The sequence below is a fragment of the Dictyoglomus turgidum DSM 6724 genome, from assembly GCF_000021645.1.
In the GTDB taxonomy this organism is placed as follows: Bacteria; Dictyoglomota; Dictyoglomia; order Dictyoglomales; family Dictyoglomaceae; genus Dictyoglomus; species Dictyoglomus turgidum.
On the sequence record NC_011661.1, the window covers coordinates 1,703,847 to 1,728,817 of the forward strand.

General features: G+C 33.8%; 24 protein-coding genes and 1 tRNA gene. 13 read left to right on the top strand and 12 right to left on the bottom strand.

Going from position 1 to position 24,971, the window contains the following annotated elements:
• Positions 1-20 precede the first annotated feature (20 nt).
• Positions 21-1,967, bottom strand: coding sequence for an HD domain-containing phosphohydrolase (locus DTUR_RS08720; protein WP_012584035.1), 1,947 nt, complete (start codon positions 1,965-1,967; stop codon positions 21-23).
• A gap of 77 nt (positions 1,968-2,044) precedes the next feature.
• Here DTUR_RS08720 and DTUR_RS08725 point away from each other — a divergent pair, with 77 nt between their 5' ends.
• Genes DTUR_RS08725 through DTUR_RS08735 form a run of 3 tightly spaced genes read left to right on the top strand, consistent with a single transcriptional unit; the run spans position 2,045 to position 3,668 of the window.
• Positions 2,045-2,719, top strand: coding sequence for a PrsW family intramembrane metalloprotease (locus DTUR_RS08725; RefSeq protein ID WP_012584036.1), 675 nt, complete (start codon positions 2,045-2,047; stop codon positions 2,717-2,719).
• Positions 2,712-3,425: an HAD family hydrolase gene (locus tag DTUR_RS08730; RefSeq protein ID WP_012584037.1), complete on the top strand. Its 714-nt coding sequence runs from the start codon at positions 2,712-2,714 to the stop codon at positions 3,423-3,425. The genes DTUR_RS08725 and DTUR_RS08730 overlap by 8 nt, the downstream gene beginning before the upstream one ends.
• Before the next feature lie 48 nt (positions 3,426-3,473).
• On the top strand, positions 3,474-3,668 hold the full coding sequence (locus DTUR_RS08735) for a hypothetical protein (protein WP_012584038.1): 195 nt from the start codon (positions 3,474-3,476) through the stop codon (positions 3,666-3,668).
• A gap of 36 nt (positions 3,669-3,704) precedes the next feature.
• On the opposite strand, the gene DTUR_RS08740 is transcribed toward DTUR_RS08735, so the two are convergent.
• On the bottom strand, positions 3,705-4,637 hold the full coding sequence (locus tag DTUR_RS08740; RefSeq protein WP_012584039.1) for a D-2-hydroxyacid dehydrogenase: 933 nt from the start codon (positions 4,635-4,637) through the stop codon (positions 3,705-3,707).
• A gap of 57 nt (positions 4,638-4,694) precedes the next feature.
• Here DTUR_RS08740 and cysS point away from each other — a divergent pair, with 57 nt between their 5' ends.
• On the top strand, positions 4,695-6,092 hold the full coding sequence (gene cysS, locus DTUR_RS08745) for a cysteine--tRNA ligase (protein ID WP_012584040.1): 1,398 nt from the start codon (positions 4,695-4,697) through the stop codon (positions 6,090-6,092).
• A 2-nt stretch (positions 6,093-6,094) separates the two neighbouring features.
• Here cysS and DTUR_RS08750 read toward each other — a convergent pair whose 3' ends face one another.
• A complete protein-coding gene (locus DTUR_RS08750; protein WP_012584041.1) occupies positions 6,095-7,390 on the bottom strand; it encodes a sensor domain-containing diguanylate cyclase in 1,296 nt (431 codons plus the stop codon).
• A gap of 209 nt (positions 7,391-7,599) precedes the next feature.
• Between DTUR_RS08750 and DTUR_RS08755 the strand changes: the two genes are divergently transcribed.
• The 6 genes from DTUR_RS08755 to DTUR_RS08780 all read left to right on the top strand — a co-directional run bounded on the left by DTUR_RS08755 (position 7,600) and on the right by DTUR_RS08780 (position 12,427).
• Positions 7,600-7,686: transfer RNA gene (locus tag DTUR_RS08755), tRNA-Ser, on the top strand.
• Positions 7,687-7,694: 8 nt separating this feature from the next.
• Positions 7,695-8,057 (top strand): YkvA family protein, encoded by a 363-nt coding sequence (locus DTUR_RS08760; RefSeq protein ID WP_012584042.1) that lies wholly within the window; start codon positions 7,695-7,697, stop codon positions 8,055-8,057.
• A gap of 47 nt (positions 8,058-8,104) precedes the next feature.
• Positions 8,105-9,211 (top strand): TIM barrel protein, encoded by a 1,107-nt coding sequence (locus tag DTUR_RS08765; RefSeq protein WP_012584043.1) that lies wholly within the window; start codon positions 8,105-8,107, stop codon positions 9,209-9,211.
• A gap of 198 nt (positions 9,212-9,409) precedes the next feature.
• On the top strand, positions 9,410-9,862 hold the full coding sequence (nrdR, locus tag DTUR_RS08770) for a transcriptional regulator NrdR (RefSeq protein WP_012584044.1): 453 nt from the start codon (positions 9,410-9,412) through the stop codon (positions 9,860-9,862).
• 23 nt (positions 9,863-9,885) lie between these two features.
• Entirely contained in the window at positions 9,886-11,769 is a 1,884-nt protein-coding gene (locus tag DTUR_RS08775) for a ribonucleoside triphosphate reductase (protein WP_012584045.1), read from the top strand.
• Positions 11,741-12,427, top strand: a complete 687-nt coding sequence (locus DTUR_RS08780; protein WP_012584046.1) for an anaerobic ribonucleoside-triphosphate reductase activating protein — start codon at positions 11,741-11,743, stop codon at positions 12,425-12,427. The genes DTUR_RS08775 and DTUR_RS08780 overlap by 29 nt, the downstream gene beginning before the upstream one ends.
• On the opposite strand, the gene DTUR_RS08785 is transcribed toward DTUR_RS08780, so the two are convergent.
• From DTUR_RS08785 to DTUR_RS08820, 8 genes are all read right to left on the bottom strand, one after another.
• On the bottom strand, positions 12,419-13,594 hold the full coding sequence (locus tag DTUR_RS08785) for an MFS transporter (RefSeq protein ID WP_012584047.1): 1,176 nt from the start codon (positions 13,592-13,594) through the stop codon (positions 12,419-12,421). The genes DTUR_RS08780 and DTUR_RS08785 overlap by 9 nt on opposite strands.
• 45 nt (positions 13,595-13,639) lie before the next feature.
• The gene (locus DTUR_RS08790; protein WP_012584048.1) at positions 13,640-15,046 is read right to left on the bottom strand and encodes a DUF4388 domain-containing protein; all 1,407 of its coding nucleotides are present in this window, start codon (positions 15,044-15,046) and stop codon (positions 13,640-13,642) included.
• A 96-nt stretch (positions 15,047-15,142) separates the two neighbouring features.
• A complete protein-coding gene (locus DTUR_RS08795) occupies positions 15,143-15,817 on the bottom strand; it encodes a carbohydrate binding domain-containing protein (protein ID WP_012584049.1) in 675 nt (224 codons plus the stop codon).
• 56 nt (positions 15,818-15,873) lie between these two features.
• The gene (locus tag DTUR_RS08800; RefSeq protein ID WP_012584050.1) at positions 15,874-17,790 is read right to left on the bottom strand and encodes an ABC transporter substrate-binding protein; all 1,917 of its coding nucleotides are present in this window, start codon (positions 17,788-17,790) and stop codon (positions 15,874-15,876) included.
• A gap of 13 nt (positions 17,791-17,803) precedes the next feature.
• Positions 17,804-18,814, bottom strand: a complete 1,011-nt coding sequence (locus tag DTUR_RS08805; protein WP_012584051.1) for an ABC transporter ATP-binding protein — start codon at positions 18,812-18,814, stop codon at positions 17,804-17,806.
• The gene (locus DTUR_RS08810; protein ID WP_012584052.1) at positions 18,807-19,811 is read right to left on the bottom strand and encodes an ABC transporter ATP-binding protein; all 1,005 of its coding nucleotides are present in this window, start codon (positions 19,809-19,811) and stop codon (positions 18,807-18,809) included. Before DTUR_RS08810 ends, DTUR_RS08805 begins: the two co-directional genes overlap by 8 nt.
• 12 nt (positions 19,812-19,823) lie before the next feature.
• The gene (locus tag DTUR_RS08815; protein WP_012584053.1) at positions 19,824-20,960 is read right to left on the bottom strand and encodes an ABC transporter permease; all 1,137 of its coding nucleotides are present in this window, start codon (positions 20,958-20,960) and stop codon (positions 19,824-19,826) included.
• A 14-nt stretch (positions 20,961-20,974) separates the two neighbouring features.
• Positions 20,975-21,958 carry an ABC transporter permease gene (locus DTUR_RS08820; RefSeq protein WP_012584054.1) on the bottom strand — a complete coding sequence of 328 codons (984 nt, stop codon included), beginning with the start codon at positions 21,956-21,958 and terminating at the stop codon, positions 20,975-20,977.
• A gap of 252 nt (positions 21,959-22,210) precedes the next feature.
• Between DTUR_RS08820 and DTUR_RS08825 the strand changes: the two genes are divergently transcribed.
• Together DTUR_RS08825 and DTUR_RS08830 are read left to right on the top strand one after the other, a co-directional pair.
• A complete protein-coding gene (locus DTUR_RS08825) occupies positions 22,211-23,239 on the top strand; it encodes a LacI family DNA-binding transcriptional regulator (RefSeq protein ID WP_012584055.1) in 1,029 nt (342 codons plus the stop codon).
• A gap of 11 nt (positions 23,240-23,250) precedes the next feature.
• On the top strand, positions 23,251-23,745 hold the full coding sequence (locus tag DTUR_RS08830; RefSeq protein ID WP_012584056.1) for a ribonuclease H-like domain-containing protein: 495 nt from the start codon (positions 23,251-23,253) through the stop codon (positions 23,743-23,745).
• On the opposite strand, the gene DTUR_RS08835 is transcribed toward DTUR_RS08830, so the two are convergent.
• Positions 23,746-24,720: a radical SAM protein gene (locus tag DTUR_RS08835; protein ID WP_012584057.1), complete on the bottom strand. Its 975-nt coding sequence runs from the start codon at positions 24,718-24,720 to the stop codon at positions 23,746-23,748.
• A gap of 47 nt (positions 24,721-24,767) precedes the next feature.
• Here DTUR_RS08835 and DTUR_RS08840 point away from each other — a divergent pair, with 47 nt between their 5' ends.
• The gene (locus tag DTUR_RS08840) at positions 24,768-24,962 is read left to right on the top strand and encodes a DUF6485 family protein (RefSeq protein ID WP_012584058.1); all 195 of its coding nucleotides are present in this window, start codon (positions 24,768-24,770) and stop codon (positions 24,960-24,962) included.
• Positions 24,963-24,971 lie beyond the last annotated feature (9 nt).

Sequence of the window (24,971 nt, forward strand, 5' to 3'; positions counted from 1 at the left end):
AAAAATAACGATTTACTCTGTCAAGATTTTTCTTCAACCTCTTCCTTGATAATCCCAATCATTATTTCTGCTAAAAAAGGATCAAACTGGGTACCTTTATTTTTCTCTATCTCTTGAATTGCTTCTTTTAAACTTAAAGCCTTTTTATATGGCCTTTCTGCAGTCATAGCCTCAAAAGCATCAGCAACAGCAATTATCCTTGACTCAAGGGGAATATTTTCTCCTGAAAGCCCATCAGGATATCCTTTTCCGTCCCACCTCTCATGATGATGCCTAACTATTTTTCCCAGATCCTTCAACTCTTCCACTTGAGAAAGAATTTCTTCACTTTTTACAGGATGTATTTTTACAAATTCGTACTCGTCCTCTGTAAACCTGCCATTCTTATTAAGAAGGTTCTGAGGAATGTAAATTTTTCCAATATCATGAACAAGGGAAGCCCAATAAACCCTTTTAATTCTCTCCCTATCAAGACCAATCCTCTCGGCTATCTTCACCGCATACCTTGCTACCCTTTCTGAATGTCCTTGAGTATATCTATCATAATACTCCAGAGTTTTCACTAAAACAGTAATTAATTTTGTTAAATAAATTTCTCTCTCCTTTAAATAGCTCCTAAAAAAATAAAAAATTGATATGGTATTTGTAAACTTTTCTATCAGTTCTATATCAAATTCATCAAAATTTTCCTTACTATCCTCAGGAATATCAAGGCAGAAATATCCCCATAAATTATTATTCCATTTTAAAGGTACAATTAAAGATTCTTTTATAGGTTTACTGTATTTTAATAGGGTCTCTCTTAATTTCTCATTTCTTCTCTCAATTTTTAAAAGCTCCTTAACCACAATTGGTTTTTCAGAGCCTATGTAATTTCCTTCATCCAAGATCAATCCTTCTAAACTTTTCTCATGTCCTATGGTAGCTATTAGTTTTAAATTGTTTTCTTCTTTTAAAAATATGCTTCCATACATTGCTTTAGGAACAAGTTCAATGATCACCTCAAGAACCTTTCTTAAGAACTCTTCATCTTTTAAAGTCAAATTTGACATCTCTGATATTCCCATAAAAAAACTCCAGAATCTCTCTACGGAATCTTCAAGTTTTTTCCTTGTCCTTTTTATTTCATAAGAAAGCAGCCTACTATAGAGAAATATTAAAAAACCAATAAGAGAAATAGAAATTAATATAGGATACACATATCTTTCAATTAAGGTTTTTTCTCTCTCTTCGGAGATTACATATTTTTCTGTTAATTCTTCCAACTCTCTTTTGGCAATTCTATCAATACCCTGATCTATTAGAGCTATAACCCAACCTTTGTTTTTAAGGGCTGCTACATGAAGATAATTAGTAGTAATAACAGGTCCCTTACTAAATTTATACAAAAGGTCGTGCTTAATAAGATAATAACTCGCAGGTATATCATCCATGAGAAAGACCTTTATCTCACCCTTTTTAGCAGATTCTACAATCTCAGAGTAATCATCAAAGAATTTAAAGCTGATATATGGGTTCTCCTTTAAAGCAACTTCTATCAAAGCATCTCCTCTTTTCACACCAACCAGATATGGAGTTAAATCCTTTAGAGAAGAGATCTTAGGTATTTCAGTTTTATAATATATGCTTGAAGTAATTTTAAAAATAGGCTTTGAGAAAATTAAGTATTTTTCTCTTTCAGGAGTCTCAAAGATAGTATCAATAGCATCAAACTTCCCTTCAAGAAGCGCCCTTTGAGCTTTTTCCCATTCCATAGGAAAAAGTTCCACCTTTATTCCCATTCTTTCACTCCATATTTTCCAAAAATCCACTGATATTCCTATCAAATTTCCCTTTTCATCTATGAAAGTGAAGGGGGGATAATCTTTATCAATAATAATCTTTAAGGAATTTTGAGCATTAACCTGTAGATTTATAAGAAGAAATATTAAGATTGATAACAGTATATTTCTAAACTTCATAATCATACCTTAATACCTCTTTAAATTAATTATATCAAGATTTATGCTATACTATACCAAAAAGAAAAAGGATTTTGCAAAAAATGGGACTTATAATTTTAGCTCTCGCTCCTGGGATCTCTATAGCGTGGTATGTATATAATAAAGATAAATGGAACAAAGAACCATCAAAATTGATTCTTTGGTCCTTCATCCTTGGAGTAATTATTTCCTTTCCTGCTGCTATTTTTGAGCTCATTATGGAATCTATCATTCCTTTTAATTTTAATAGTGATTTTGTTTCACTCTTTCTTTATTCCCTTTTAGGCATTGCCATTATAGAGGAAGGAACAAAGTATTATGTGATATATAAGTATATATATCCAAAAGAGGAATTTGATGAGCCCTTTGATGGCATAGTATACTCAGTAATGGTAGGAATGGGTTTTGCTACTATTGAGAACTTCTTTTATGTAATTTCGGGAGGATATTTTGTAGGAATTACAAGAGCCTTTCTTGCGGTACCTGCTCACTTTGTTTTTTCCTTATTTATGGGATATTCTTTTGGACTCGCTAAGTTTGGAGCAAATCCTGAAAAGCATCTACTCCAAGCTCTTTATTATCCTGTATTTTGGCATGCCTTATATGATTTTTTAATTATTACTCAAAAATGGTACTTATCAATTCTTATATTGCCCATAGTCTATGGGGTAGGAAGGTGGATATGGAAAAAAGGCCAAAAGCTTATTATCTTTAAATCGGAGGAAGAACATGCTTAAAGCAATTCTTTTTGATCTTGATGGCACCCTTCTTATGAACAATTTTGATTTATTTATGAAGAATTATTTTTCCCTTCTAATGGAAGAATTCAAAAAGATAGGAGATGAGAAAGATCTTTTTAAAAATCTAAATTTTGCCATTGAAAAGATGCTCGCAAATAAGGGACCAAAAACCAACTATGATGTATTCTGGGAAGAGTTTACAAAGCTTACAGGAAAAGATAGAAAATACATGGAAGATTTCTTTATGGATTTTTACTCAAAAAAATTTCCTCTTTTAAAAGAACTCTCCCAAGCAAGAGCAAATTCCTATGCTAAAGAGGTCGTTGAGAAATCCTTTGAATTAGGATTAAAAGTAGTGATTGCTACTAATGCGGTATTTCCCCTTATAGCCATAAAAGAAAGACTTAAATGGGCTAATCTTATTAACTATCCCTATGATTTGATAACTTCCATGGAGGTAATGCACTCCTGTAAACCGAACTTAGAATATTATAAAGAGATCTTAGAAAGGATAAATGTAACTCCAGAGAAAACTCTCATGGTAGGAAATGATATAAAAGAGGACCTTTCAGCCTCCAAATTAGGAATCTTAACCTTTTTATACACCCCTCACAATAATCTCATCTTAAATCTTGATCATAAGCCTGATTTTATGGGAGATCTTAAAGATCTTTTTAAGCTCCTTCCTCTACTATCTAAATAAAGTAAGGTGTTATAATATAGTATCCTTGAGGTTTTGGGAGGTGCAAAAATGATAAGTAAGATCCTAATAATTCTTTTTGGACTTGCTTCCATAATTCTTGGAATTTGGGGCCTAATAATCTGGTGGTCTTATTTTGTTAAGGCTCTCATGGCAGTAGTTCCAATATTTCTTTTATTCTTAGGGATAATATTAATCATTTTTGGATATTCAGAGTTAAAAGATCAACTCTCTAAAAAAGAATAAAAATTTAATGGGAGGGGAAAACCCCTCCCATGATTTTTAATATCCTAAGCTTTTATCTACCACATTCAGCATTCTACTAACCTCAGGATAATTTTTTAAATTATGAATAAATATCTCTACAAGCCTATCATCGTAATAAGGGGTCATTCCTGCTATATGAGGAGTTATAATTACATTCTCAAGATTCCATAATGGACTTTCTTCTGGTAAAGGTTCTTCATAAAACACATCAAGAAGAGCACACTGAATCTGCCCATTTTCTAATGCCTTTACAAGAGCATCTTCTTTTACTGTCTTCCCTCTTCCTACATTAATAAAGATGGCATCTTTCTTCATCACTTTAAATTCCTCTTCACCTATTAAATCCTTTGTCTCAGAAGTTAAAGGTAAAACTAAAACAATAATATCTGATCTTCTCAACACTTCATGTAAATCCTTATAGGAAAAAAGCTCGTCAGGGAGAAAAACCATATCATCCTTTTGATTTATATCTCTTTTTACTCCTATAACTTTCATACCAAAACTCTTTGCGATTCTTCCTATCTCTTGACCTATTTTCCCATAGCCTATTATCCCCATGGTCTTTCCTGTAAGTTCCTCACACCATTTTATCTCATCTCTATTCCATTTCCTCTCAAATTTTCCCCTAAGAGCTATATTTATTCTCCTGGTCCAAGAAAGTAAAAGAGCAAACACATGTTCGGCAATTGGTTTAGGATGAACACCACTTGCAGTAGTTATAATTATGTCTGAATTAAGAAGTTCTTCAAAAAGAAGATTATCAATACCTGCTGAGGAAGATTGAATCCATTTAAGATTTTTTGCCTTTTTAAGATCATCCTTAGAGATATGTCCCCCTAAAAACACCTCAGCTTCTTCAATATTTTCCACAATCTCAACATCATTTCTTGCCTCTTTTATCCGTTCTAAATATTCTTCTTTTAAAGGGTAAGCTATATATACTTTCATTTTCACATTTCCTCCCTTTGAAATTTCTTATTATATTATGTTATAATCTTATTCACTATGGAACTTTACTTATATAATACACTAACAAGAAGAAAAGAGAAATTTGAACCTTTAAATCCGCCCTATGTGGGGATGTATACCTGTGGTCCCACAGTATATAACTATGCCCATATAGGAAATCTGAGGACTTATATTTTTGAGGATATATTAAAGAGAGTATTATTATATAATGGTTATATAGTAAAACATGTGATGAACATTACCGATGTAGGGCATCTTACCTCTGATGCCGACGAAGGAGAAGATAAAATAGAAAGAGAGGCTAAAAAGGAAAGAAGAACCGCTTGGGAAATAGCAGAATTTTATACTGAAGCCTTTAAAAGAGATATTAAAAAATTAAATATTCTTGAACCTGATATATGGTGTAAGGCCACTGATCACATCAAAGATTTTATTGATTTAATACTTATTTTAGAAAAGAAGGGCTACACTTATAAAACTTCTGACGGAATTTATTTTGATACTTCAAAAGTTCCTGATTATGGAAAATTAGCAGGACAAGACTTAGAAAATCTTCTTCCTGGGGCAAGAGTAGAATACAATCCCGAGAAGAAAAATCCTACAGACTTTGCTTTATGGAAGTTTTCTCCAAAAGATGTAAAAAGACAAATGGAGTGGGACTCTCCATGGGGCATAGGATTTCCTGGATGGCATATTGAGTGCTCTGCTATGTCCACAAAATATTTAGGACAACCTTTTGATATTCATTGTGGTGGTATAGACCATATCCCTATACATCATACTAATGAAATTGCTCAATCAGAAGCAGCCTACGACAAACCTATGGCAAAATATTGGCTTCATGGAGAGTTCCTTGTAATGGGTGAAAAAAGAATGGGAAAATCCGAGGGCAATTTCATCACCTTGTCAGATTTAGAAGAAAAGGGATATCATCCTCTATCCTATAGATATTTTTGCCTCACAGCCCATTATAGAAGTCCATTAAGATTTACTTGGACTGCTTTAGAATCAGCCCAAAGAGCCCTATTTAGATTATACGAAAACATGAAGAGATACCCTCAAGAAAATGCCTCCTATGATAAAAAATACGAAGAGGAATTTCATAAAGCTATAAATGATGATTTAGATATGCCAAAAGCCCTTGCCATAACTTGGGAATTAGTAAAAGATGATCAGGTACCTCCCGAAGTAAAGAGAGCAACTCTTCTTCAGTTTGATAAAGTTTTAGGACTTTCCCTTAATAATCCCCCAGAGATAAAAATAGAAATTCCTGAAGAAATTTGGAAACTCGTGGAAGAAAGAGAGTTAGCAAGAAAAAACAAAGACTGGGAAAAAGCCGACAAAATACGTGAAGAAATAAGGAATAAGGGCTACATTATTGAAGATACTCCTCAAGGACCAAGGGTTAAGAAAGCTACACCGTTAACAAAATAATATCAATCCTTATACTTATACATTCTCTCGTCCGCTACCTTTAAAAGAGTATTCAAATCTTCTCCATCCTTAGGATATTCTGCTATGCCATAGGTAAAACTTAAATTAAATCCAAAAGAACTCATCATTTCAATCTCAAATTTTTCCTTTACTCTATGTACTATTTTTTCTGCAGTATCCTTATCAATGTTTAATAAAATAATACAAAATTCATCTCCCCCATATCTTACCAAGATATCATAATCCCTAAAGTTTTTCTTAAAAAACTCTGATACATTTACAAGTACCCTATCTCCTAATTCATGCCCCCATCTATCATTTATATTTTTAAAATTATCCAGATCAACAAAAACTAAAGAAAACAAACTATGATTTCTCTTTATATCCTCATAACTTTCTTCAAGAAATCTTCTGTTATAAACTCCTGTTAAATGGTCTAAATAAGCCAATTTTTCTGTTTCTCTTTTCTCCCACTTTAACTTTTCTTCTCTTTCTTTTATCTTGGAAATCATATATGTAAATGCCTTAATAAAATCTCCAAGCTCATCATCTCTATTTTTTATAAGCTCTATCTCATACTCGCCATTTGCTATTTTGTGAGAGACCTCCACAAGTTTTTCAAAAGGCTTAAAAGTTATATTCAATAAGACTCTTATAAGAGATATAGACAAAATCAAAATAATCCCCAAGGATATACCAAAAATAATTAGAATCATCTTATTAAACTCATGTAAAGAAGTATCTTCCTTGTCCATAACAACATAAATCCCATTCTCCAAAGGAACCACCATATGAAGATAAGGATACTTGTAATAATCTTCTAAACTAACTTTGTTAGAGCTATCCTTAGAAACAAAAGTAAGTCTTATACCCATAATTTCTTCCAATCCTTTTATATACTCCGTATCGACTTTCCTCGCAAAGAGAAGATAAGCACCATAAAATTTTTTTCTATTCTCATCATACACAGGTCCTACAGCATAAAGATAAAAATCTTTATTTATCTCCATTAGAGAAATTTCTATCTCTCTCTTTAATGGAATCTTATTTAACGGAAAATTAAAAGAAGAAGTTATTACTCTTCTATCCTCAGTAAAAAGCACCACATCATAACCTAAGGTATTTTTTATCCATGGATTTATATTTGATTTAATCCAAAGCTTATCTCTTTTAACAACTGCATTCTCACCAAGGTCCTTCCAATAAGTATAATCTTTTATTTGATTTTTTAAAATCTGCTTTTCCCTATTTATGATATATAAAATTGTTCTCTTATAAGCTTCTACTTCTTTGGTCACTCTTTCCCTTAGATTTAGAGCAAGTAAATGAAAAGAAAGCAGAAAAATCAAGAGAAAAGCCAACAATATAACGCCAGAAGCTAAGATTGTTATTCTAAATCTAAAACTCTTTATCTTTATAATGTCTAAGACCTCCAGTCTTTTTGATATCTAAGAAAAAATTATAACATAAGATTTATAATATCAAGTTTTGTGTTAAAATAATTCATGGAGAGGTGGCCGAGCGGACGAAGGCGCTCGCCTCGAAAGCGAGTAGGCTAAATGCCTCGTGGGTTCGAATCCCACCCTCTCCGCCATTTAAAACATGAAAAACAAAGTTAAGAATATTAAGAGAAAGCTTAAAATTTTATACCTCTTTTATAAAGATCCTACTGTCCCTCTTATAAAGAAATTTCCTGCCATAATACTCCTTGGTTATACCTTAAGTCCAATTGATCTTATCCCTGATTTTATTCCCATACTTGGATATTTAGACGATTACATAATACTTCCCATAGGCATATATCTTTGTTATAAATTAATTCCCCAAGATAAATTGAAAAAATATGAGGAAATTATTGAAAAGCAAGATCCATCTTTGAAAAAGAATTGGATTTCAGGAGTAATTATCCTTCTAATTTGGATAATCATACTAGGAATCCTATTGAAACGATTGCCTAAAAGTTAATGTTATTGTAAAATGTTATAAAAATAAAAAACGGGAGGGTTAAAAATATGCCTTTTGTGGATCACCGTAATCAAAAAATTAGAAGATCAAAAGAAGAACTTCTCAAACACATGCAAACCTTTAAGTTAGACTTGAAATTTTCCGTAGGAATTTGGTACTTTACCCCTGGTGGTGGTAGGTTCCATGAACCCTATGTAGAACAAAAAGGTATCCCAGAAAGAATAGAAATGGCTGCTGAGATGGCAAAATATGGAGTAAAAGGAATTGAAGCCCACTATCCAGCAGAGGTAAATGAAGAAAACCTTCATCTTTATAAACAGTTAGAAAAAGAGACAGGAATAAGACTTGTTGCGGTTCCACTGAGCCTATTCTATGATAAGATCTTTGAATTTGGCTCTCTTTCTAATCCCTATGAAAAGTATAGAAAAATAGCCTATGAAAGGTTAGTAAATGGATTAAAATTAGTGAAAGAGGCTAATGCAGATATTTGTATTATTTGGCCTGGAATTGACGGATATACTTATTCCTATGGGCATCTATACTATCATATGTGGGATACCTTTGAAGAACTTGTAGCACAAGCCATGGATGAGGTACCTGGAGTACAAGTAGCTATAGAACCAAAACCATATGAGCCTGCTCCTAATAACATATATAGAACTACTGCTGATGGAATTTTAGCTGCAAGAGACATAGAGGCAAGATTAAAGAATCCTGAAAATTTAAAACTTTTACAAGAAGGTCATGCTCTTGTAGGACTTAATCCTGAAGTAGGTCATGTAAGAATGGGATTTGAAGATCTTCCTTATGCCTACGCAAGAGTAGCGAGAGAAGGAAGGTTATTCCATACCCATTGGAATAGCCAACCCTTAGGAAATTATGACCAAGATCTAAATATAGGAGTAGTTGACTGGGATTCCACCGAGGCTCTTCTTTACACCCTAAAAATGGTAGGGTATCAAGGATACTTTGGAATAGATATAAATCCAGAGAGAATTCCTGTGGTTAAGGCTATTGAGATCAATACGAAAGTTCTTCAAATTATGAATGAAAGAATTGAAAGATTACCTCATGATAGAATCATTGAATGCTACTTTGATCCAGAAAACCATAGAGGCGAACTTGAATTAATTCTTGCTGAAAATCACAGATAAGCCCTTTAAAGATGGGGGAGGACTTTCTCCCCCATTATTTTTAACCTCACTTTAACCTATAGTCAAAAAAACCTAAAAATACAAATAAATAAAAGAATTTAGGTAAAAAAATACTAATTTCTTTGATTTTTCCATCTTGCTCTATATGTTGGGTTGTGGTATATATATAACCACAATATTTAGTGGGGAGGGTAAAAATTGAGATGCCCATTCTGTGGATATGAGGATACTTTTGTCATAGATACTAGAGAAATTGAGGATCAGAAGGTAATAAGAAGGAGAAGAGAATGTCCTAACTGTAAAAACAGATTTACTACCTATGAAAGGATAGAAGAAAAACCTATCATGGTTATTAAAAAAGATGGAAGAAGAGAACCTTTTGACAGAAATAAGCTTCTTGCTGGACTTCAAAGAGCAGTAGTAAAAAGAAATATAGATAACGAAAAATTGGAGGCTATAATTGACGAGATCATCACAAATATAAGAAAACAAGGAGTAAGCGAAATAACTTCAAAAGAAATTGGAAAAATGGTGTTAGAGAAACTAAAGGATCTAGATGCGGTCGCTTATGTGAGATTTGCTTCTGTTTATCAAGAATTTAGCTCTTTAGAAGAATTTGCAAAGCTTTTATCTCAAATGAAAGAAGAATAATCTTAACTTAAGGGGGATTAGCCATGATTAGCAATCTGAATGACTTAATAAAAGAATATTTAACAAGGGAAGATTGGAGAGTTAATGAAAACTCCAATATGGGATATTCTCTACAAGGACTAAACTACTATTTATATTCTTCTTTAATCGCAAAATACTGGCTTGAAGAAATCTACCCACCAGAGATATCAAAAGCCCATCAAAGTGGTGACTTCCACATACATGATTTGGGCTCTCTATCGGTATATTGTGTAGGATGGGATCTTGAAGACCTACTTCTCAAAGGCTTTGGAGGAGTAGAAGGTAAAGTAGCAAGCAAGCCTGCTAAACACTTTAGAACAGCCTTAGGACAAATAGTAAACTTTATGTTCACTTTACAAGGAGAAGCAGCAGGAGCTATAGCCTTTTCTAACTTTGACACTTTTCTTGCTCCTTTTATAGCCTATGATGGTCTCACTTACAAAGAAGTAAAACAAGCCATGCAAGAGTTTATTTTCAACTTAAACATACCTACAAGAACAGGTTTTCAAACCCCATTTACAAATCTAAGCTTTGACCTTGTAGTACCAGAAGATTTAAAAAACAAAAAAGTAATAATAGGTGGAGAAAGAAAAGAAGCGACCTATGGGGAATTCCAAAGAGAGATGGATCTTTTGAATGAAGCTTTTGCTGAAGTAATGATAGAAGGTGATGCCAATGGAAGAATATTTACCTTTCCAATTCCTACTTATAGCATAACTAAAGACTTTCCATGGGAAAAATCAAACCTTACGAAAATCTGGGAAATGACAGCAAAATATGGTACACCCTATTTCTCCAACTTTGTAAATTCGGATATGGATCCTTCAGATGTAAGATCCATGTGTTGTAGATTAAGGCTTGACAATTCCTTGGTAAGACAAAGAGCCTTAAGTTTCACTTTGAATAACAATACCAAAAATGTAGATGAACTAAAACATAGGGGAGGAGGACTCTTTGGTGCCAATCCATTAACAGGGAGTGTAGGCGTAGTAACCATCAATATGCCAAGACTTGGATATCTTTCTAAGAGCGAAGAGGAATTTTTTGAAAGATTATTTTACCTTATGGAGCTTGCAAAAGAGAGTTTAGAGATTAAAAGACAAGTAATTGAAGACCTAACTCATAAGAACTTGTATCCTTATTCTAAATATTATCTCTCTGGAATTTATGAACTAACAGGACAATATTGGGGAAATCATTTTGCCACTATTGGACTTATTGGAATGCATGAGGCTTGTGTAAACTTCCTTGGAGAAGGTATAGAAACTCTTGCAGGAAGGGAATTTACCATAAAAGTTTTAAAATTCATGAGGGAGAAATTGATAGAATTTCAAAAAGAAACAAATAATTTGTACAATCTAGAAGCAACCCCTGGAGAAGGCACTTCTTATAGACTTGCAAGAATAGACAAGAACAAATATCCTGAAATCTATACATCGGGAACTGATGAACCTTTCTATACCAATTCTACGCAACTTCCTGTAGATTACTCCGCTGATCCTTTTGAAGTCTTAGAGCATCAAGACGAGATTCAAAGTTTATATACAGGTGGAACAGTACTCCATATATTCTTAGGAGAAGCCTTAGAAGATATAGAGATGGTTAAAGAAGCAGTAAAACTAATTACTTCAAACTACAGACTCCCATACTTTACCCTTACACCTACCTTTAGCATATGCCCAGAACACGGTTACCAAAGAGGAAGTCATGAAAAATGTCCAATTTGTGGAAGAGAGACAGAAATATACTCTCGAGTTGTAGGATACTATAGACCCGTAAAGAGCTGGAATAAAGGAAAACAGGAAGAATTTAAGTTGAGAAAGACCTTTATCTTGACATTAAAGGAGAGGAGAAGAATTGAAAATCTCAGGTTACCTGGGATTTAGTCTAATAGACTATCCTGGAATACCAAGTTTTGTGATATTTACACAAGGATGCAATTTTAGATGTCCCTTCTGCCATAATCCTGAGTTAATATCGCAAAGAAAGAAGGGACAATATTCAGAAGAATTTATACTGGAAGAAATAGATCGAAGAAGAAAATTAATTAAAGGAGTTGTTATCACAGGAGGGGAGCCTACACTTCAAGAAGATCTCCCCTCCTTCCTTTTTAAGCTTAAGAAAAGAAGACTTTTAGTAAAGCTTGATACTAATGGCTCTAATCCAAAAATGCTTGTGGAAATCATAAAAAGCAAGCTTTTAGATTATGTAGCTATGGACTTTAAAACCTCTATTCCCAAATATCATAAAGCCATTGGACTTTCCGAAAGGGAAACAAGTAAATATCTTAAAAATATTTTTGAATCCTTAAGGATTTTAAAAGAAAATAACGTAAGATTTGAGATAAGAACCACAGTGGTACCTGAAATTGTAGAGGAAGAAGATCTCATTGAGATAAGAAAGACAATTGGCGAAGATGTGCCTTATGTTCTTCAGCCTTTTAAAAATGATAAAACCTTAAGTTATGAATTTAAGAACAAAAATCCCTATCCTAATGAGCTTTTAGAAAAATATGCATTTACTGTAAAAGGTAAGTTAAGATGATTTTTTATTGTTCGTAACATTCCTTAGTACTAACAGTCCTAAAATAGTAGCAATTAAGCCCTGTAAAAAATTAGCCCTATAACCTAAAATATCAATCATAACTCCTGATGTTAAATAAGCAATAACTTGAGAAACCGAAACCACTAATGCGTTAATCCCTACAATACTTCCTTCTTTATCTTTCGGAATATAGCTCAATATCAAACTATAAGGAATAACTGTGAGAAAACCAAGACTTATCCCATAAAAAACCGAGGAGATAAAAGCCATATTAATTCTTTGAGTTTGGGAAAACAAAAAACTGCTTATTCCAAATAATGCAAGAGACATAGCAGAAAGTTTTTCCTTTGCAAACTTATCAGCAACAAAACCTGAGAAAAAAGTAGACAAAGCTGTCAACACTCCAAAAATAACAAGTATAATCATATAGTCACTTAAAGAGGCAGAAAGGACATCTTGAAAAAAAAGTAGTATAAAGGAACTTACAGAAGAAATTCCATACCACACAAAAAACTGTAAAAGAAAGAGATTAAACCAAAATTTTCTCCTTAAGAATTTCATATCCATAGAGAAATTTTGTGAAATTCTTTTATTTTCTTTTTCAGGTATAAAGAAGAAAAGAAATGAGGATAAAAAAATGCTCCATTTTAGTAAAGTAAAAGTCAAATTAGAAGCATGAGATATGACTATAATAAAAATATAAATTCCTTGAAAAAATTGTGAAGCAAAATTTAAAACCCCTGTTGCCCTTGCAAAAAAATCCTTACTAAAAAGATCAGGAACAAGGGCTTGATACAAAGAAATAGCAGAATAAAAGAATATATAAGTCAAAGTCAAATAAAGATATAATTCTGAAAGATTTTTGGTCTTCTCTAAAAAGTATATAGATAAAGAAAGAAAAAACAGAGAGACAATTATTAGATACTTTCTTCCTTTTATTAACTTTTTTAGTTTATCTGATAGAAATCCAACTAAAGGTGGTACAAAAATACCCACTAAACTTCCTAAGGAAAGTAGAACCCCTATTTGAGATTTTGAATTAACAAACTTGTTTATAAAAAATATCAAAGAAAACCCACGAAAAGCCTGAAAAAAAGAGAGCCCAACTCCCCCAACACTCAAGAGCACTAAAATTTTTGTTAAAAAATTTACCCTATTACTCTTCACAATAGAGTAATTTTATCACCAATAGAGAAAATATTGAACCATCAATTAGCTTACATAGACCTCAGAAAGTATCCTTTGGGCTGCCTCAATTAGTTTGTCCGATGCATAAGTCTTAGCATGATCCATAATCTTGTTAATTAAGTTATCAACTTCCTCTTTGGGCAAAGTCTTAGAGGCAAAATCTATGATTAACTTAAGGGCTTCTTTCAAGAATGCTCTCAATTCTTCTTCTTGAGAATTGGCAATATTTCTGTAAAAATATGGGAAATTCTGTTTTGATTCTGATGGGAGATAAGAGAATAAATGCTTGACATCAGATAAGCTCTCGGAGATAAATCTGTCCCACTCCTTCACAAACTCTTCTCTCTTGCCTATTTTTTCAAATTTTGCTAGCATCTCCTGCCAAGCCATAAAGAAATAGTTCAGAAGATCAAGTTTTATGTTATACCCCAAGGGCAATACTAACTTCTTGTCAAGGACCGACTTTATCAACTGAAGTCTCCTAAGATCTCCAAAGGGTAAAATATTCTCTACATCTTTAAAGGTCCTTTTTCCATCAAGAGACCACAATACAATATTTTCTTCAATTACTTCACTATATTTTATAGGGACGTAGATTTTAGACATGAAAGGATCCAATTCCTGAGATAAGAATAAAATCTTTCCAGTATCAATCACATTATTGATCTCAAGTTTTCTATAATTTTCTATGAAAAAAAATACATTTTTTATTACGTTAAAATATTCATTAGAAGGAGCATCTTTAATTAAAGGATAGACATTATACCATTCTACTTTTCTATCCTTCGTAAGTATCTCAAAAGCAAGTTTATAAGTAGTCAATTTATTCAATTGATCGGACCATTTCTTCCTAAAATCTCTTTCATTTTCTCTTTCAAGGGTAAATATGAAGTATCTCCAAAAAGTATAGGTCCAGAATAAATTAATATTATCATCAATTCTTAAAAGATTCTTATTTCTTCTTAATTTCTCAATTATTCTAAGGGTTCTATATTCACCATAAGGGGAATTTAAAATTATATCTTTTGTTGTTCTAATCCCATCAAAAAGATTTCCTACTTGTCTTTCCTCGTCAGATAAATTAGCAACATTAACAAAGAGAAACACTAAATCCCCAAGATATTCTATTAAATCAATATCCTTTGATACATCTACCAAAATATGGAGAGGATCAAGATTTAAATTAGCTTTAGGAGCCTTTTCATCAGGATAAAAAGCAAAATTTCCTTCTTTCCAAAGAGCAAGATGCAAAATAGCATCTTCATCCTCACAGGTGTCTGCCTTTATATGCTTTATTTTTCCGTCCTCAAAGTAAACATCAGTCTTTTTTTTATCCTTTGTAAGTTGTAGTCTACCAGTTTTCCTACTAAAAGATAGTATCTCTAAAACCTCCCACAAGGAGACACTTTTCAGATCCCCATTAAGGCTCATTAGTTATTCTCCTTTCTTAATAATATTTTTATAAAGAAGGGGAAGAACTCCATCTTGGAGCCTTCCCCTTGCTTAAATTATATCACAATTTATACATTAATTTAAATAGTCTTTAAAATAGCTTGCAAACAAATTAAAAAGTTCTGGAGTAATTCTAAAACTCTGTTTCCCTTCCACAATTACCAGATCGTCAATATATAAATCAAGGGTAGAATTACTAGGTACTTCTACATATAAAGCTAAATCAAGGATATTTACTCCTGCAGGTATTTGATATGTTCCAGAAAGCTCTATCCATTTACCACCTGGGGTCTCTTGATTGTGGCTTATCCAATCATATTGAGTACTACTATCACTATCATACCTTCTTCTCATAGTGATACCAATATGCTGAGGTAATTCAGAATTGTGCTTAACCCATAAAGATATACTGTAAGTCTTTCCTGGTTTTAAAAGATCCTTTAGTTGAATTTGAGCTCCATTCCAACCTACTTTTCTTCCCGTAATATATAAGCTATATTTTCCTGTATGCGTATCTTTATCAACCACAGCTATGGATACACCTTCTCCATTAGGAGTCCATCCCTCTTCTTTTCCAGATTCAAAAGTAGTAATAAGAACAGCATTAGGTATATTTGGAACTTCCTTAGTTACTTCTTTCACAGCTTCTTGAGAAACAGCAATAGGCATCCCTGTCTCCTTAGGGGCACAACCGGAAACTACAAAGATCAAAAATAACACCAAAAGCAAATAGGATAGCTTCTTATACAATTTAAACACCTCCTTTTGGTTTTAAGAGGAGGGGAATATATTCCCCTCCTCTTTTTCTACTGCTTAAAGAAGAACTGCTCTGGGAAGGAATTTAACTCAGATCTATATGGATCATCCCATAGTATCCCATCGGGCACATTTCTTAACTTATTGTTTACGATCACAAGTTGAGGAATTCCTCCTACCGTTCCAATAATCCAAATATTCTTTCTATGTAAAGCTATAATTTGCCTTATAATTGTATCTCTTTTTCTTGCATCAACAGTTCTATTGAATTCGTCCCACAAGTCATAGATCTTCTTTATATCTCCCGTTGGCTCTTCCCCCTCTTGCCCTTTTGTCCAATACCATCTTGCATAGAGTGGTGCCCATGGTCCATCGGTCCATGTACCAAGAAGTCTTCCTGCAGAAATTGCCACATTACTCATTCTATCCATGACCCAAACACCTATTTCTATATCACCTGAATTACATTGCGTAGTATACAAGCTTCTATCTACCTGCTTGATTATAGTTTTTATTCCTATCTTTTCCCAATAACTCTTAATAAGCTCCATGGTACTCATGTTAGCACTACCGGGATATGTAGTGAAACTTACTATAAGCTCAATTGGCTTTCCATCAGGTCCAATTCTAAATCCATCTTTTCCAACCTTAAGCCCAATAGAATCAAGTAATATCTTCGCTCTTCCTGGATCATACTGAGCATAAGCTTGTGCCCATGCCTTATCATAATAGGCTGATCCAGGTGGAATAGCTGCTTGCATTGGAACTCCAAGACCAAAGAATAAAATCTTATTAATCTCTTCCCTATTTATTGCAAGGGATAAGGCTTGTCTAAACCTTGCATCTTGGAAGAGTTTCCTCTTCACTGGATCCTTTACATTCTGGTTCAAATATATGGCAGGATCTGCACCTGTTCCTGTTCTCCAAATAAGAATTCTGTAATTACCTTTATCTTTATTTTGCATAAATAGGGTGTAGTTAGGTAATCTCATATGGCGAGCTTGGAAGTCTATTTCTCCTGCTACAGCCTTCATGTTGATCATTTCTGCATCACTTACTAAGTAATGAACTACCCTATCAATATACGGCAATTGATTACCTTCTGTGTCCACCACAGGATAATATGGATTTCTCTCCATTACAAATACAGGCTCATTGGGGCTCTTGCTCACGATCTTCCATGGAGACATGGTAGGTAGATCAGGGTTTTGAATGTAATCTATCATAAACTGAAACAATTCATACCACTTATTAAAGCCTTTTTGTTTTGCAAGAGCCTCTAATTTATCCTTAGGAGTATATTTAGGATGAAATTGCATTAAGTAATGTTTTGGTGCATAGAAAGCAAAAGAACCTTTGGAATTATCAATAAACCACCCCTGAGTTGGGAAGGTATAAATAAACATTGGATTGGGATTCTTAAACTCAATCCTAAAAGTATAATCATCTACTTTTATAAATTTAGCTCTAACTCCATCTTGAACAAAACCAGAAGGAAATGTAGGGGTTAATTCCTCATTTCCTATTACATCCTCATACCAGAAGATTACATCATCAGTAGTCATAGGATGTCCATCAGACCACTTCAATCCTTCTCTCAATTTAAAAGTAAACACTCTACCATCCTTTGAGACTGTATATTTTTCTACCAGCCATGGAAGAATGGTTTTACTGTCCGATGCCCATCTCATTAGATTATTTGCATCATAACAAATCTTTGCTATTCCCCACCTATCTCCAGGTCCCATCCAAGCTCTTCTGAGAGTTCCACCATAAACTCCAACCTCTTCTAAAGGTTTTACCACAATGGGATTTTTAGGAAGTCTTTGTTCTACTGGTGGAAGTTTCCCTTCCCTTACAAGTGCTGCAGTCATAGGAGACTCATTATACTTTTTCTGTCCTACAATGGTGTTCCCGAATATTAGTATGAAAATCAAAAGAATACTCAAAAACTTAACATATTTCATAACTTAATCCCCCCTAAGTTATTGGAATACCCTTTAAATTTAATTCCTTAGCAAAATGGCACGCCACATAATGTTCATTCCCAATATCTATTAACTCAGGTCTCACCTCCTTACAAATATCCTTTGCATAGCTACACCTTGGATGGAAATAGCATCCAGAAGGAGGATTAGAGGCATCAGGAACCTCGCCTTTAAGAAGAATTCTATGAGTCTTCATCTTAGGGTCGGGCTTAGGTACAGCAGAAAGTAAAGCTTCAGTATATGGATGCTTAGGATTTTCAAATATCTCCTCTGTCTTTGCAAGTTCTACAATTTTCCCCACATACATTACTGCCACCCTATCACATATATGCTCTACCACGGAAAGATCATGAGATATGAAAAGATAAGTTAATTTAAACTCTTGTTGAAGATCTATAAGCAAGTTTAGAACTTGAGCTTGAATAGAAACATCAAGAGCAGATACAGGTTCATCACATATTACAAGCTTAGGATTCAAAGCAAGTGCCCTTGCAATACTTATCCTCTGTCTTTGCCCTCCAGAAAAAGCGTGAGGATATCTTTTCATGTATTCTGGTCTTAAACCTACTTTCCTCATAAGATCTGCTATCCTCTCATCTAACTCTTTGCCCTTTGCCACATTATTTACAATTAAAGGTTCTCCTATGATATCCCTTACTGTCATTCTGGGATTTAAAGATCTAAAGGGATCCTGAAATATCATCTGCATATATCTTCTCACACTTTTTAGTTCCTTTTGAGAAAGTTTTGCTACATTTATTTCTGTTCCATCTACATGCAATATTACATCTCCATCAGTAGGATCATAGGCACGAAGTATCACTTTTCCTGTGGTAGTCTTTCCACAACCCGACTCTCCCACAAGCCCAAGAGTTTCTCCTTCTCTTACAAAGAAACTTATATCATCTACCGCTCTAACTGTTGCTACTCTTTTCCTTAAAAAGCCTTTAGTTATGGGAAAATACTTTTTTAGATTTTTCACCTCTAACAACAAATTATTCATGACTCTTCACCTCTCCATAAAGTAGACAACTTACTTTATGTCCTGGTTTTACCTCTATGAGTTCTGGAACCCTTACATCGCACAGTCCTTTTACAAATTCAGGACATCTGGGATGAAAAGTGCAGCCTGTAGGAAGATTGTAAGGATCTGGAACTATCCCTTTAATGGCTTTTAATCTCTTCCCTTTAACTTTTTTACCAATTTTGGGAATAGATTCTAATAGCGCCTTTGTATAAGGATGCATTGGATTGTAAAAAATCTCTTCTACAGGAGCACTTTCTACAATTTTACCTAAATACATTACAATAACTTCCTCAGCCATCTCAGCTATTACCCCTAAGTTATGGGTTATCATCATAACTGCCATACCAAATTGCTTTTGTAACTCTTTGAGAAGCTCAAGAATTTGAGCCTGTATCGTAACATCTAAGTTTGTAGTTGGCTCGTCTGCTATAAGTAGCCTTGGTCTACAAGAGAGTGCCATAGCAATCATTGCTCTTTGGAGCATTCCACCGCTGAACTGATGAGGATACTCATCGACTCTTAACTCAGGCCTTGGAATTCCAGCAATTCTCATGAGTTCAATAGCTGCATCTCTTGCAGACTTCTTATCCAATTTTTGATGGAGCATTATAGCTTCTATTATCTGCTCTCCCACGGTATGCACAGGAGAAAATGAGGCTCCTGGCTCTTGGAATATCATAGCTATTTCTTTTCCTCTAATACTCCTTATTTCATCCCCCTTAGGGTCTAATTTAGCTAAATCTATAATTTGTCCATCTCTATATAACAAAATCTCTCCTTGAATTTTACTTCTTGGTCCTGTAAGTTTTAAGATAGATAGTGCCGTTACACTCTTTCCACAACCTGATTCTCCTACTACCCCGAGAGTTTTTCCAGGTTTTACATCAAAACTTATTCCATCTACAGCCCTTACTGTACCCTCATCCAATATAAAATAGGTCTTTAAATCCTTTACCTCTAAAAGCTTATCCATTTTTACTCCTCCCTACCTTGCATAAGGATCTGCAGCATCTCTCAATCCATCACCCACAAAGTTAAAAGAAAGCACCACAAGAATAACAAAAACCACAGGAAGCAGTAACCAAGGTGCTAAAGCTACAGTTCTAAAATTTTGAGCATCCTGTATTAAAACACCCCAACTTATGGCAGGAGGTCTTATCCCCAGTCCAAGGAAACTTAAAGAAGTCTCACCTATGATCATACCAGGTATAGATAAAGTCAAGGAAGCTATAATATGACTCAAGAAAGAGGGAAGAAGGTGTCTAAAGATTATTCTACCTTCGCTTGCTCCTGCAAGCTTTGCGGCAGTTACAAAATCTTCTTCACGCAGAGACAAAAATTTGCTTCTTACCTCCCTTGCAAGTCCTGTCCAACCAATAAAGGAAAGAATTATAGAGATAGCAAAATATACCTTTACAGGAGACCAGTTGGCAGGAACAGCGGCAGATAAAGCCATCCAAAGGGGTAAGGTAGGAATACTTCTTAATATCTCTATTATTCTTTGAATAATAATATCAAAAGGTCCACCATAATATCCCGAAATTCCTCCTATAATAATTCCAAAAAGAAAACTTAAAAATATACCCACAAGCCCTACTGTAGTAGAAATACGGGTACCATATATAACCCTTGAAAACACATCTCTTCCTAAACTATCAGTTCCAAAGAGAAATATATGCCCATCTCCTTCTACACCAAAAAGATGTATATCTGTCTTAAATAGACCTAAAAGTTTATACTCATGCCCTCTTACAAAAAACTTAATAGGATATTTTCGGGTTTTATCTTCACTGTATATCCTTCTTAATGTATTTGGATCTATATCCATTTTATACGCATATACAAAGGGTCTCAAATGAAATCCATGCTCATCCACAAAATGAATTCTTTGGGGAGGAGCAAGAACATATCTTACATCATATTTGTAAGGATCATAAGGGGCAAAAAACTCACAAAAAGCTGCAATAATATAAAAGATTACAAGAACCACCAAACCAGCAATTGCAAGTTTGTTCCTTCTAAATCTCCACCACATTAACTTCCACTGGGAAGCAACATATATCTTCTCTTCTTTTTCTGGAACCTCTTCTATAAATTCTTCTCTTTTCTCAACTTCTGCCATATGATACCCTCCTCTTACTCATACCTTACGCGAGGATCTACCCATGCAAGAAGAAGATCCGATATTAAAGTCCCTAACATAGTTAGAAAACTTAACATAAGTAAAAAGGCACCTGCCAAGTACATATCTTGGTTTCTGAGAGCCTCAAGAAGTAAAGGGCCAGATGTGGGAAGATTCAAAACTATAGCGGTAATTTCAGCACCAGAAACCAGAAAGGGAAGAGACCAACCTACAGTACTTATAAAGGGAATCATAGCAACCCTTAAGGGATATTTAAATACCACTTTCCATTCCTTTAAACCCTTTGCCCTTGCAGTTAAGACATAAGGCTTATTTAATTCATCAAGAAGATTTGCCCTCAAAGTTCTAATCATTCCAGCAGTATTTGCTAAACCAATAATAACCACAGGCACCCATATATGTTTCAGCATATCTACAAACTTAGCAAAACTCCATTTTGCTTCTAAATATTCTGGTGAAAAAAGTCCTGTCAAATTCTGCCCAAAATAAGCATAAGCCACCCAAAGAAGAATCAAAGCCACCATAAAAGCAGGAACCGAAAGTCCAATATATCCTAAAAAGGTAAAAAAGTAATCTCCAAAGGAATATTGATGAGTAGCAGAATAAGTTCCTATTAAGAAACCAACTACCCAAATGAAGACAAGGGTAAACAAAGATATGACAAAAGTTATAGCAAGTCTTTCCCCTATAAGCTCACTGACAGGTCTATTGTAAAGTAAAGACCTCCCAAAATCTCCATGTAAAACATTCCAAATCCAAAGAAGATATTGTTCCCATATAGGTTTATCAAGTCCATATTGTTTCTTTAAAGCCTCTATGGTCTCTAAATTCACCGATTCACCGCTAGTGGCAAGCTGAGCTATATAGGAGGTCAAAAAATCACCAGGAGGAAGTTGAATTACTACAAAAACAATTATGGAGACAAAGAATAAGGTTAACAACATATAAAGGATTCTTCTTAATAGATACTCTTTCACCTGAGTTTAGCCTCCTCTCATTAGAAACATAGAAATTATGGAATTTTTTTGCCCCCTAAAAAATATTTTATACAATAAAAACGTTTGCTAATCGTTTTTATTTAAATATACATTATATTTTTTTCAAAGTCAATATCTTTTATAAATAAGAAAAATCTTGAAATATGCAAAAAAAATTCATAGAATAAAAAAAATTAGACAATTATATCTTGTGGTGTTAAAGTTTAAAAACATGAAAAGGAGAGTTGAAACATGAGGAGAAAAGAAAATAAATCACCTACAATGAAGGACGTAGCTAAACTTGCAGGCGTTTCTATAAGTACTGTATCCCATGTGATAAACAAGACCAGGTATGTAGAGCCTGAAACAAGAGAAAAGGTTTATCGAGCTATAAAAACCTTAGGATATAGGCCAAATATTCTCGCAAGCAGTCTGAGAAAAAAAGTAACTAACACCATAGGGCTTATTATCTCTAACATTACAAACCTTTTTTATCCTGAAGTAGTAAGAGGAGTTGAAGACTACTTAGCAAAATACAATTATAATCTTATTCTATGCAACTCTGATGAAAACGTAGAAAAGGAGAAAAATTACATAGAGGTTCTTTTTAGTAGAAGAGTTGATGGACTTATCATTACTCCAAGTAAAAGTAGCGAAACAAGAGAAAACCTGGATCTTTTTCGAGAGAAAAACATTCCTGTAGTTCTTGTAGATAGAAAAATTGAAGGATTAGAAGAAGATGTGGTACTCGCAGACAATGTGGGAGGAACATACGAAGCAATAAATTACCTGATAAGCTTAGGTCATAAAAGGATAGGAATAATAACAGGTCCTTTAGATACAACTACAGGTTATGAGAGACTTGAAGGATATTTTAAAGCCTTAGAGGAGTCAGGAATTAATAAGGATGACAACCTTATATATGAAGGAAACTTTAAGGAGGATGGCGGTTATAAAGGGATAGAAGTCCTACTTAACATTAGCAATCCACCTACCGCTGTTTTTACCAGTAATAATCTTATGGCCCTTGGAGCTCTTAAAAAAATAACTGAGCTTGGATTAAAAATTCCTAAGGACCTTTCCTTAATATCTTTTGATGATATGGATTGGTTTCCATATTTTTCTCCTCCCCTAACAGCAGTCTATCAACCAGCATATGAATTAGGAGAGACTGCAGTAAAACTACTCTTTGAGAGATTAAAAAGGGGAAGAAAAAAGAGAAAAGAGGTAATATTACCCACAAAATTGATTATAAGAGAATCCTGCGCTCCTCTTAAATAAGTTAAATTAAGATGAAAAAGTATGAAGCTTACTTAGATATAGAGACTACAGGATTAAGTCCTATATATTCAGATATTACTGTAATTGGAATATATCTTGAAAATAAAGAAGAATCAATCCTTATTCAACTTATTGGGAAAGAAATAACTTCTTATAATCTCTTGTACATCATAGAAAAAGTACACACTATATATACCTATAATGGGTCAAGATTTGACTTGCCTTTTATTCATTCAAAACTTGGAATAGACTTAGAAAAGCATGTTCTCCATGAAGATCTCATGTATCGTTGTTGGGAGAGAGGATTGTATGGTGGATTAAAAAAAGTCGAAGAAAAATTAGGAATTGAAAGAAAACTGAAAGAAGTTAATGGAAGGATAGCAGTAATACTTTGGTATAGATATACAAAACATAATGACTACAATGCCTTAAATTTACTATTAGAATATAACAGGGAAGATGTTATGAATTTGAAGACTTTAAGAGAAAAATTATATGGATTCTAGTTAAAGCCAGCATTGATAATCTTCAGCAAAACTATCAGAAAATAGAGAAAAAGAGAGGGCTCTACATCCTATACAATCCTCCATGGCACATAGAAAACATTTTCCTTTCAATTTATCCTTAGTAAAATTAGCCCTAAAATCTAAAATTTTTGGGTATATTTTAGAAAAACTTTCCTGACTTAAATTACCCAAAACTAAAGGAAACCTCCTACAAGGATAAACGTCTCCATTAGGCATAACTGCACAAGATTCACCTAAATTGCAAAGAGCTCCTAAGATTCTATTCTCTTCAAAATCAATATAAAAAGCCTTATAAGGAAGCAGATCTTCTACAGTAAGATCAGCCCAAGTAGCTACCCTATCCACTACCTGGTACCAATCCTTTGAATTTAATACCATATCTTTGATTTTTGACCCTTCTCCAAGAGGTATAAACCTCTCCAAGATAAATCCCTTTGCACCTAAATTCTGAGATAATCTATACATATCATCTAACTCTCTATAATTGTATTTTGCAAGAGTAAACATTAAAAGAAAATTATAATTAGTATTTTTAAGATTACCAATAACCCTTTTAAAAATCCCCCTACCCCTTATCAAATCATTAGTCTCTTCCCTTGCTCCTTCCAGAGAAACCTTTAAGTATTTTAATCTTTCATAACGCCCTTTGAGCACAATATCGGGCATTATTATGCCATTAGTTATAATATTTATCTCGTCTATAATATCTATTTCGTCTAATGCTTTTAAAATAGGATTAATATAGGGATAAATTAGAGGCTCACCTCCAGTAATATTTATGGAAAGTCTTTCAAACCCTTGCTCTTTTAAAAACCCTGATATATCTTGAATAATATGGATTAACCTATCATAAGTAAGCTCTCTACTTCTATCAAAAATATCTTGATAGCAGTGCTTGCATCTCAGATTACAAAAGTCCGTTATATGCCATTGAAAGGAAAACTCTTTTCCCATAAACCCTCAAACCTTTGATATAATAACCAAAGATGGGAGGTGAAAAGATGGCAGAGTGTAGAGTAGAAAAGAACCTAAAAAATTGCAATTGTACCTATGAACCTTGTCCAAGAAAGGGCATATGCTGTGAATGCTTAGCTTATCATAGAAGTCATGGAGAACTTCCTGCATGTTACTTTCCTCCTGAAGTAGAAAGAACTTATGACAGATCTATCGGAAAATTTGTCTCTCTTTACAAATAGGGAGGACAA

Coding starts and splice junctions, on each gene's coding strand:
- DTUR_RS08720 (WP_012584035.1), bottom strand. CDS start 1,967: ATGATTATGAAGTTTAGAAATATACTGTTATCAATCTTAATATTTCTT.
- DTUR_RS08725 (WP_012584036.1), top strand. CDS start 2,045: ATGGGACTTATAATTTTAGCTCTCGCTCCTGGGATCTCTATAGCGTGG.
- DTUR_RS08730 (WP_012584037.1), top strand. CDS start 2,712: ATGCTTAAAGCAATTCTTTTTGATCTTGATGGCACCCTTCTTATGAAC.
- DTUR_RS08735 (WP_012584038.1), top strand. CDS start 3,474: ATGATAAGTAAGATCCTAATAATTCTTTTTGGACTTGCTTCCATAATT.
- DTUR_RS08740 (WP_012584039.1), bottom strand. CDS start 4,637: ATGAAAGTATATATAGCTTACCCTTTAAAAGAAGAATATTTAGAACGG.
- cysS (WP_012584040.1), top strand. CDS start 4,695: ATGGAACTTTACTTATATAATACACTAACAAGAAGAAAAGAGAAATTT.
- DTUR_RS08760 (WP_012584042.1), top strand. CDS start 7,695: ATGAAAAACAAAGTTAAGAATATTAAGAGAAAGCTTAAAATTTTATAC.
- DTUR_RS08765 (WP_012584043.1), top strand. CDS start 8,105: ATGCCTTTTGTGGATCACCGTAATCAAAAAATTAGAAGATCAAAAGAA.
- DTUR_RS08775 (WP_012584045.1), top strand. CDS start 9,886: ATGATTAGCAATCTGAATGACTTAATAAAAGAATATTTAACAAGGGAA.
- DTUR_RS08790 (WP_012584048.1), bottom strand. CDS start 15,046: ATGAGCCTTAATGGGGATCTGAAAAGTGTCTCCTTGTGGGAGGTTTTA.
- DTUR_RS08800 (WP_012584050.1), bottom strand. CDS start 17,790: ATGAAATATGTTAAGTTTTTGAGTATTCTTTTGATTTTCATACTAATA.
- DTUR_RS08805 (WP_012584051.1), bottom strand. CDS start 18,814: ATGAATAATTTGTTGTTAGAGGTGAAAAATCTAAAAAAGTATTTTCCC.
- DTUR_RS08810 (WP_012584052.1), bottom strand. CDS start 19,811: ATGGATAAGCTTTTAGAGGTAAAGGATTTAAAGACCTATTTTATATTG.
- DTUR_RS08815 (WP_012584053.1), bottom strand. CDS start 20,960: ATGGCAGAAGTTGAGAAAAGAGAAGAATTTATAGAAGAGGTTCCAGAA.
- DTUR_RS08825 (WP_012584055.1), top strand. CDS start 22,211: ATGAGGAGAAAAGAAAATAAATCACCTACAATGAAGGACGTAGCTAAA.
- DTUR_RS08830 (WP_012584056.1), top strand. CDS start 23,251: ATGAAAAAGTATGAAGCTTACTTAGATATAGAGACTACAGGATTAAGT.
- DTUR_RS08835 (WP_012584057.1), bottom strand. CDS start 24,720: ATGGGAAAAGAGTTTTCCTTTCAATGGCATATAACGGACTTTTGTAAT.
- DTUR_RS08840 (WP_012584058.1), top strand. CDS start 24,768: ATGGCAGAGTGTAGAGTAGAAAAGAACCTAAAAAATTGCAATTGTACC.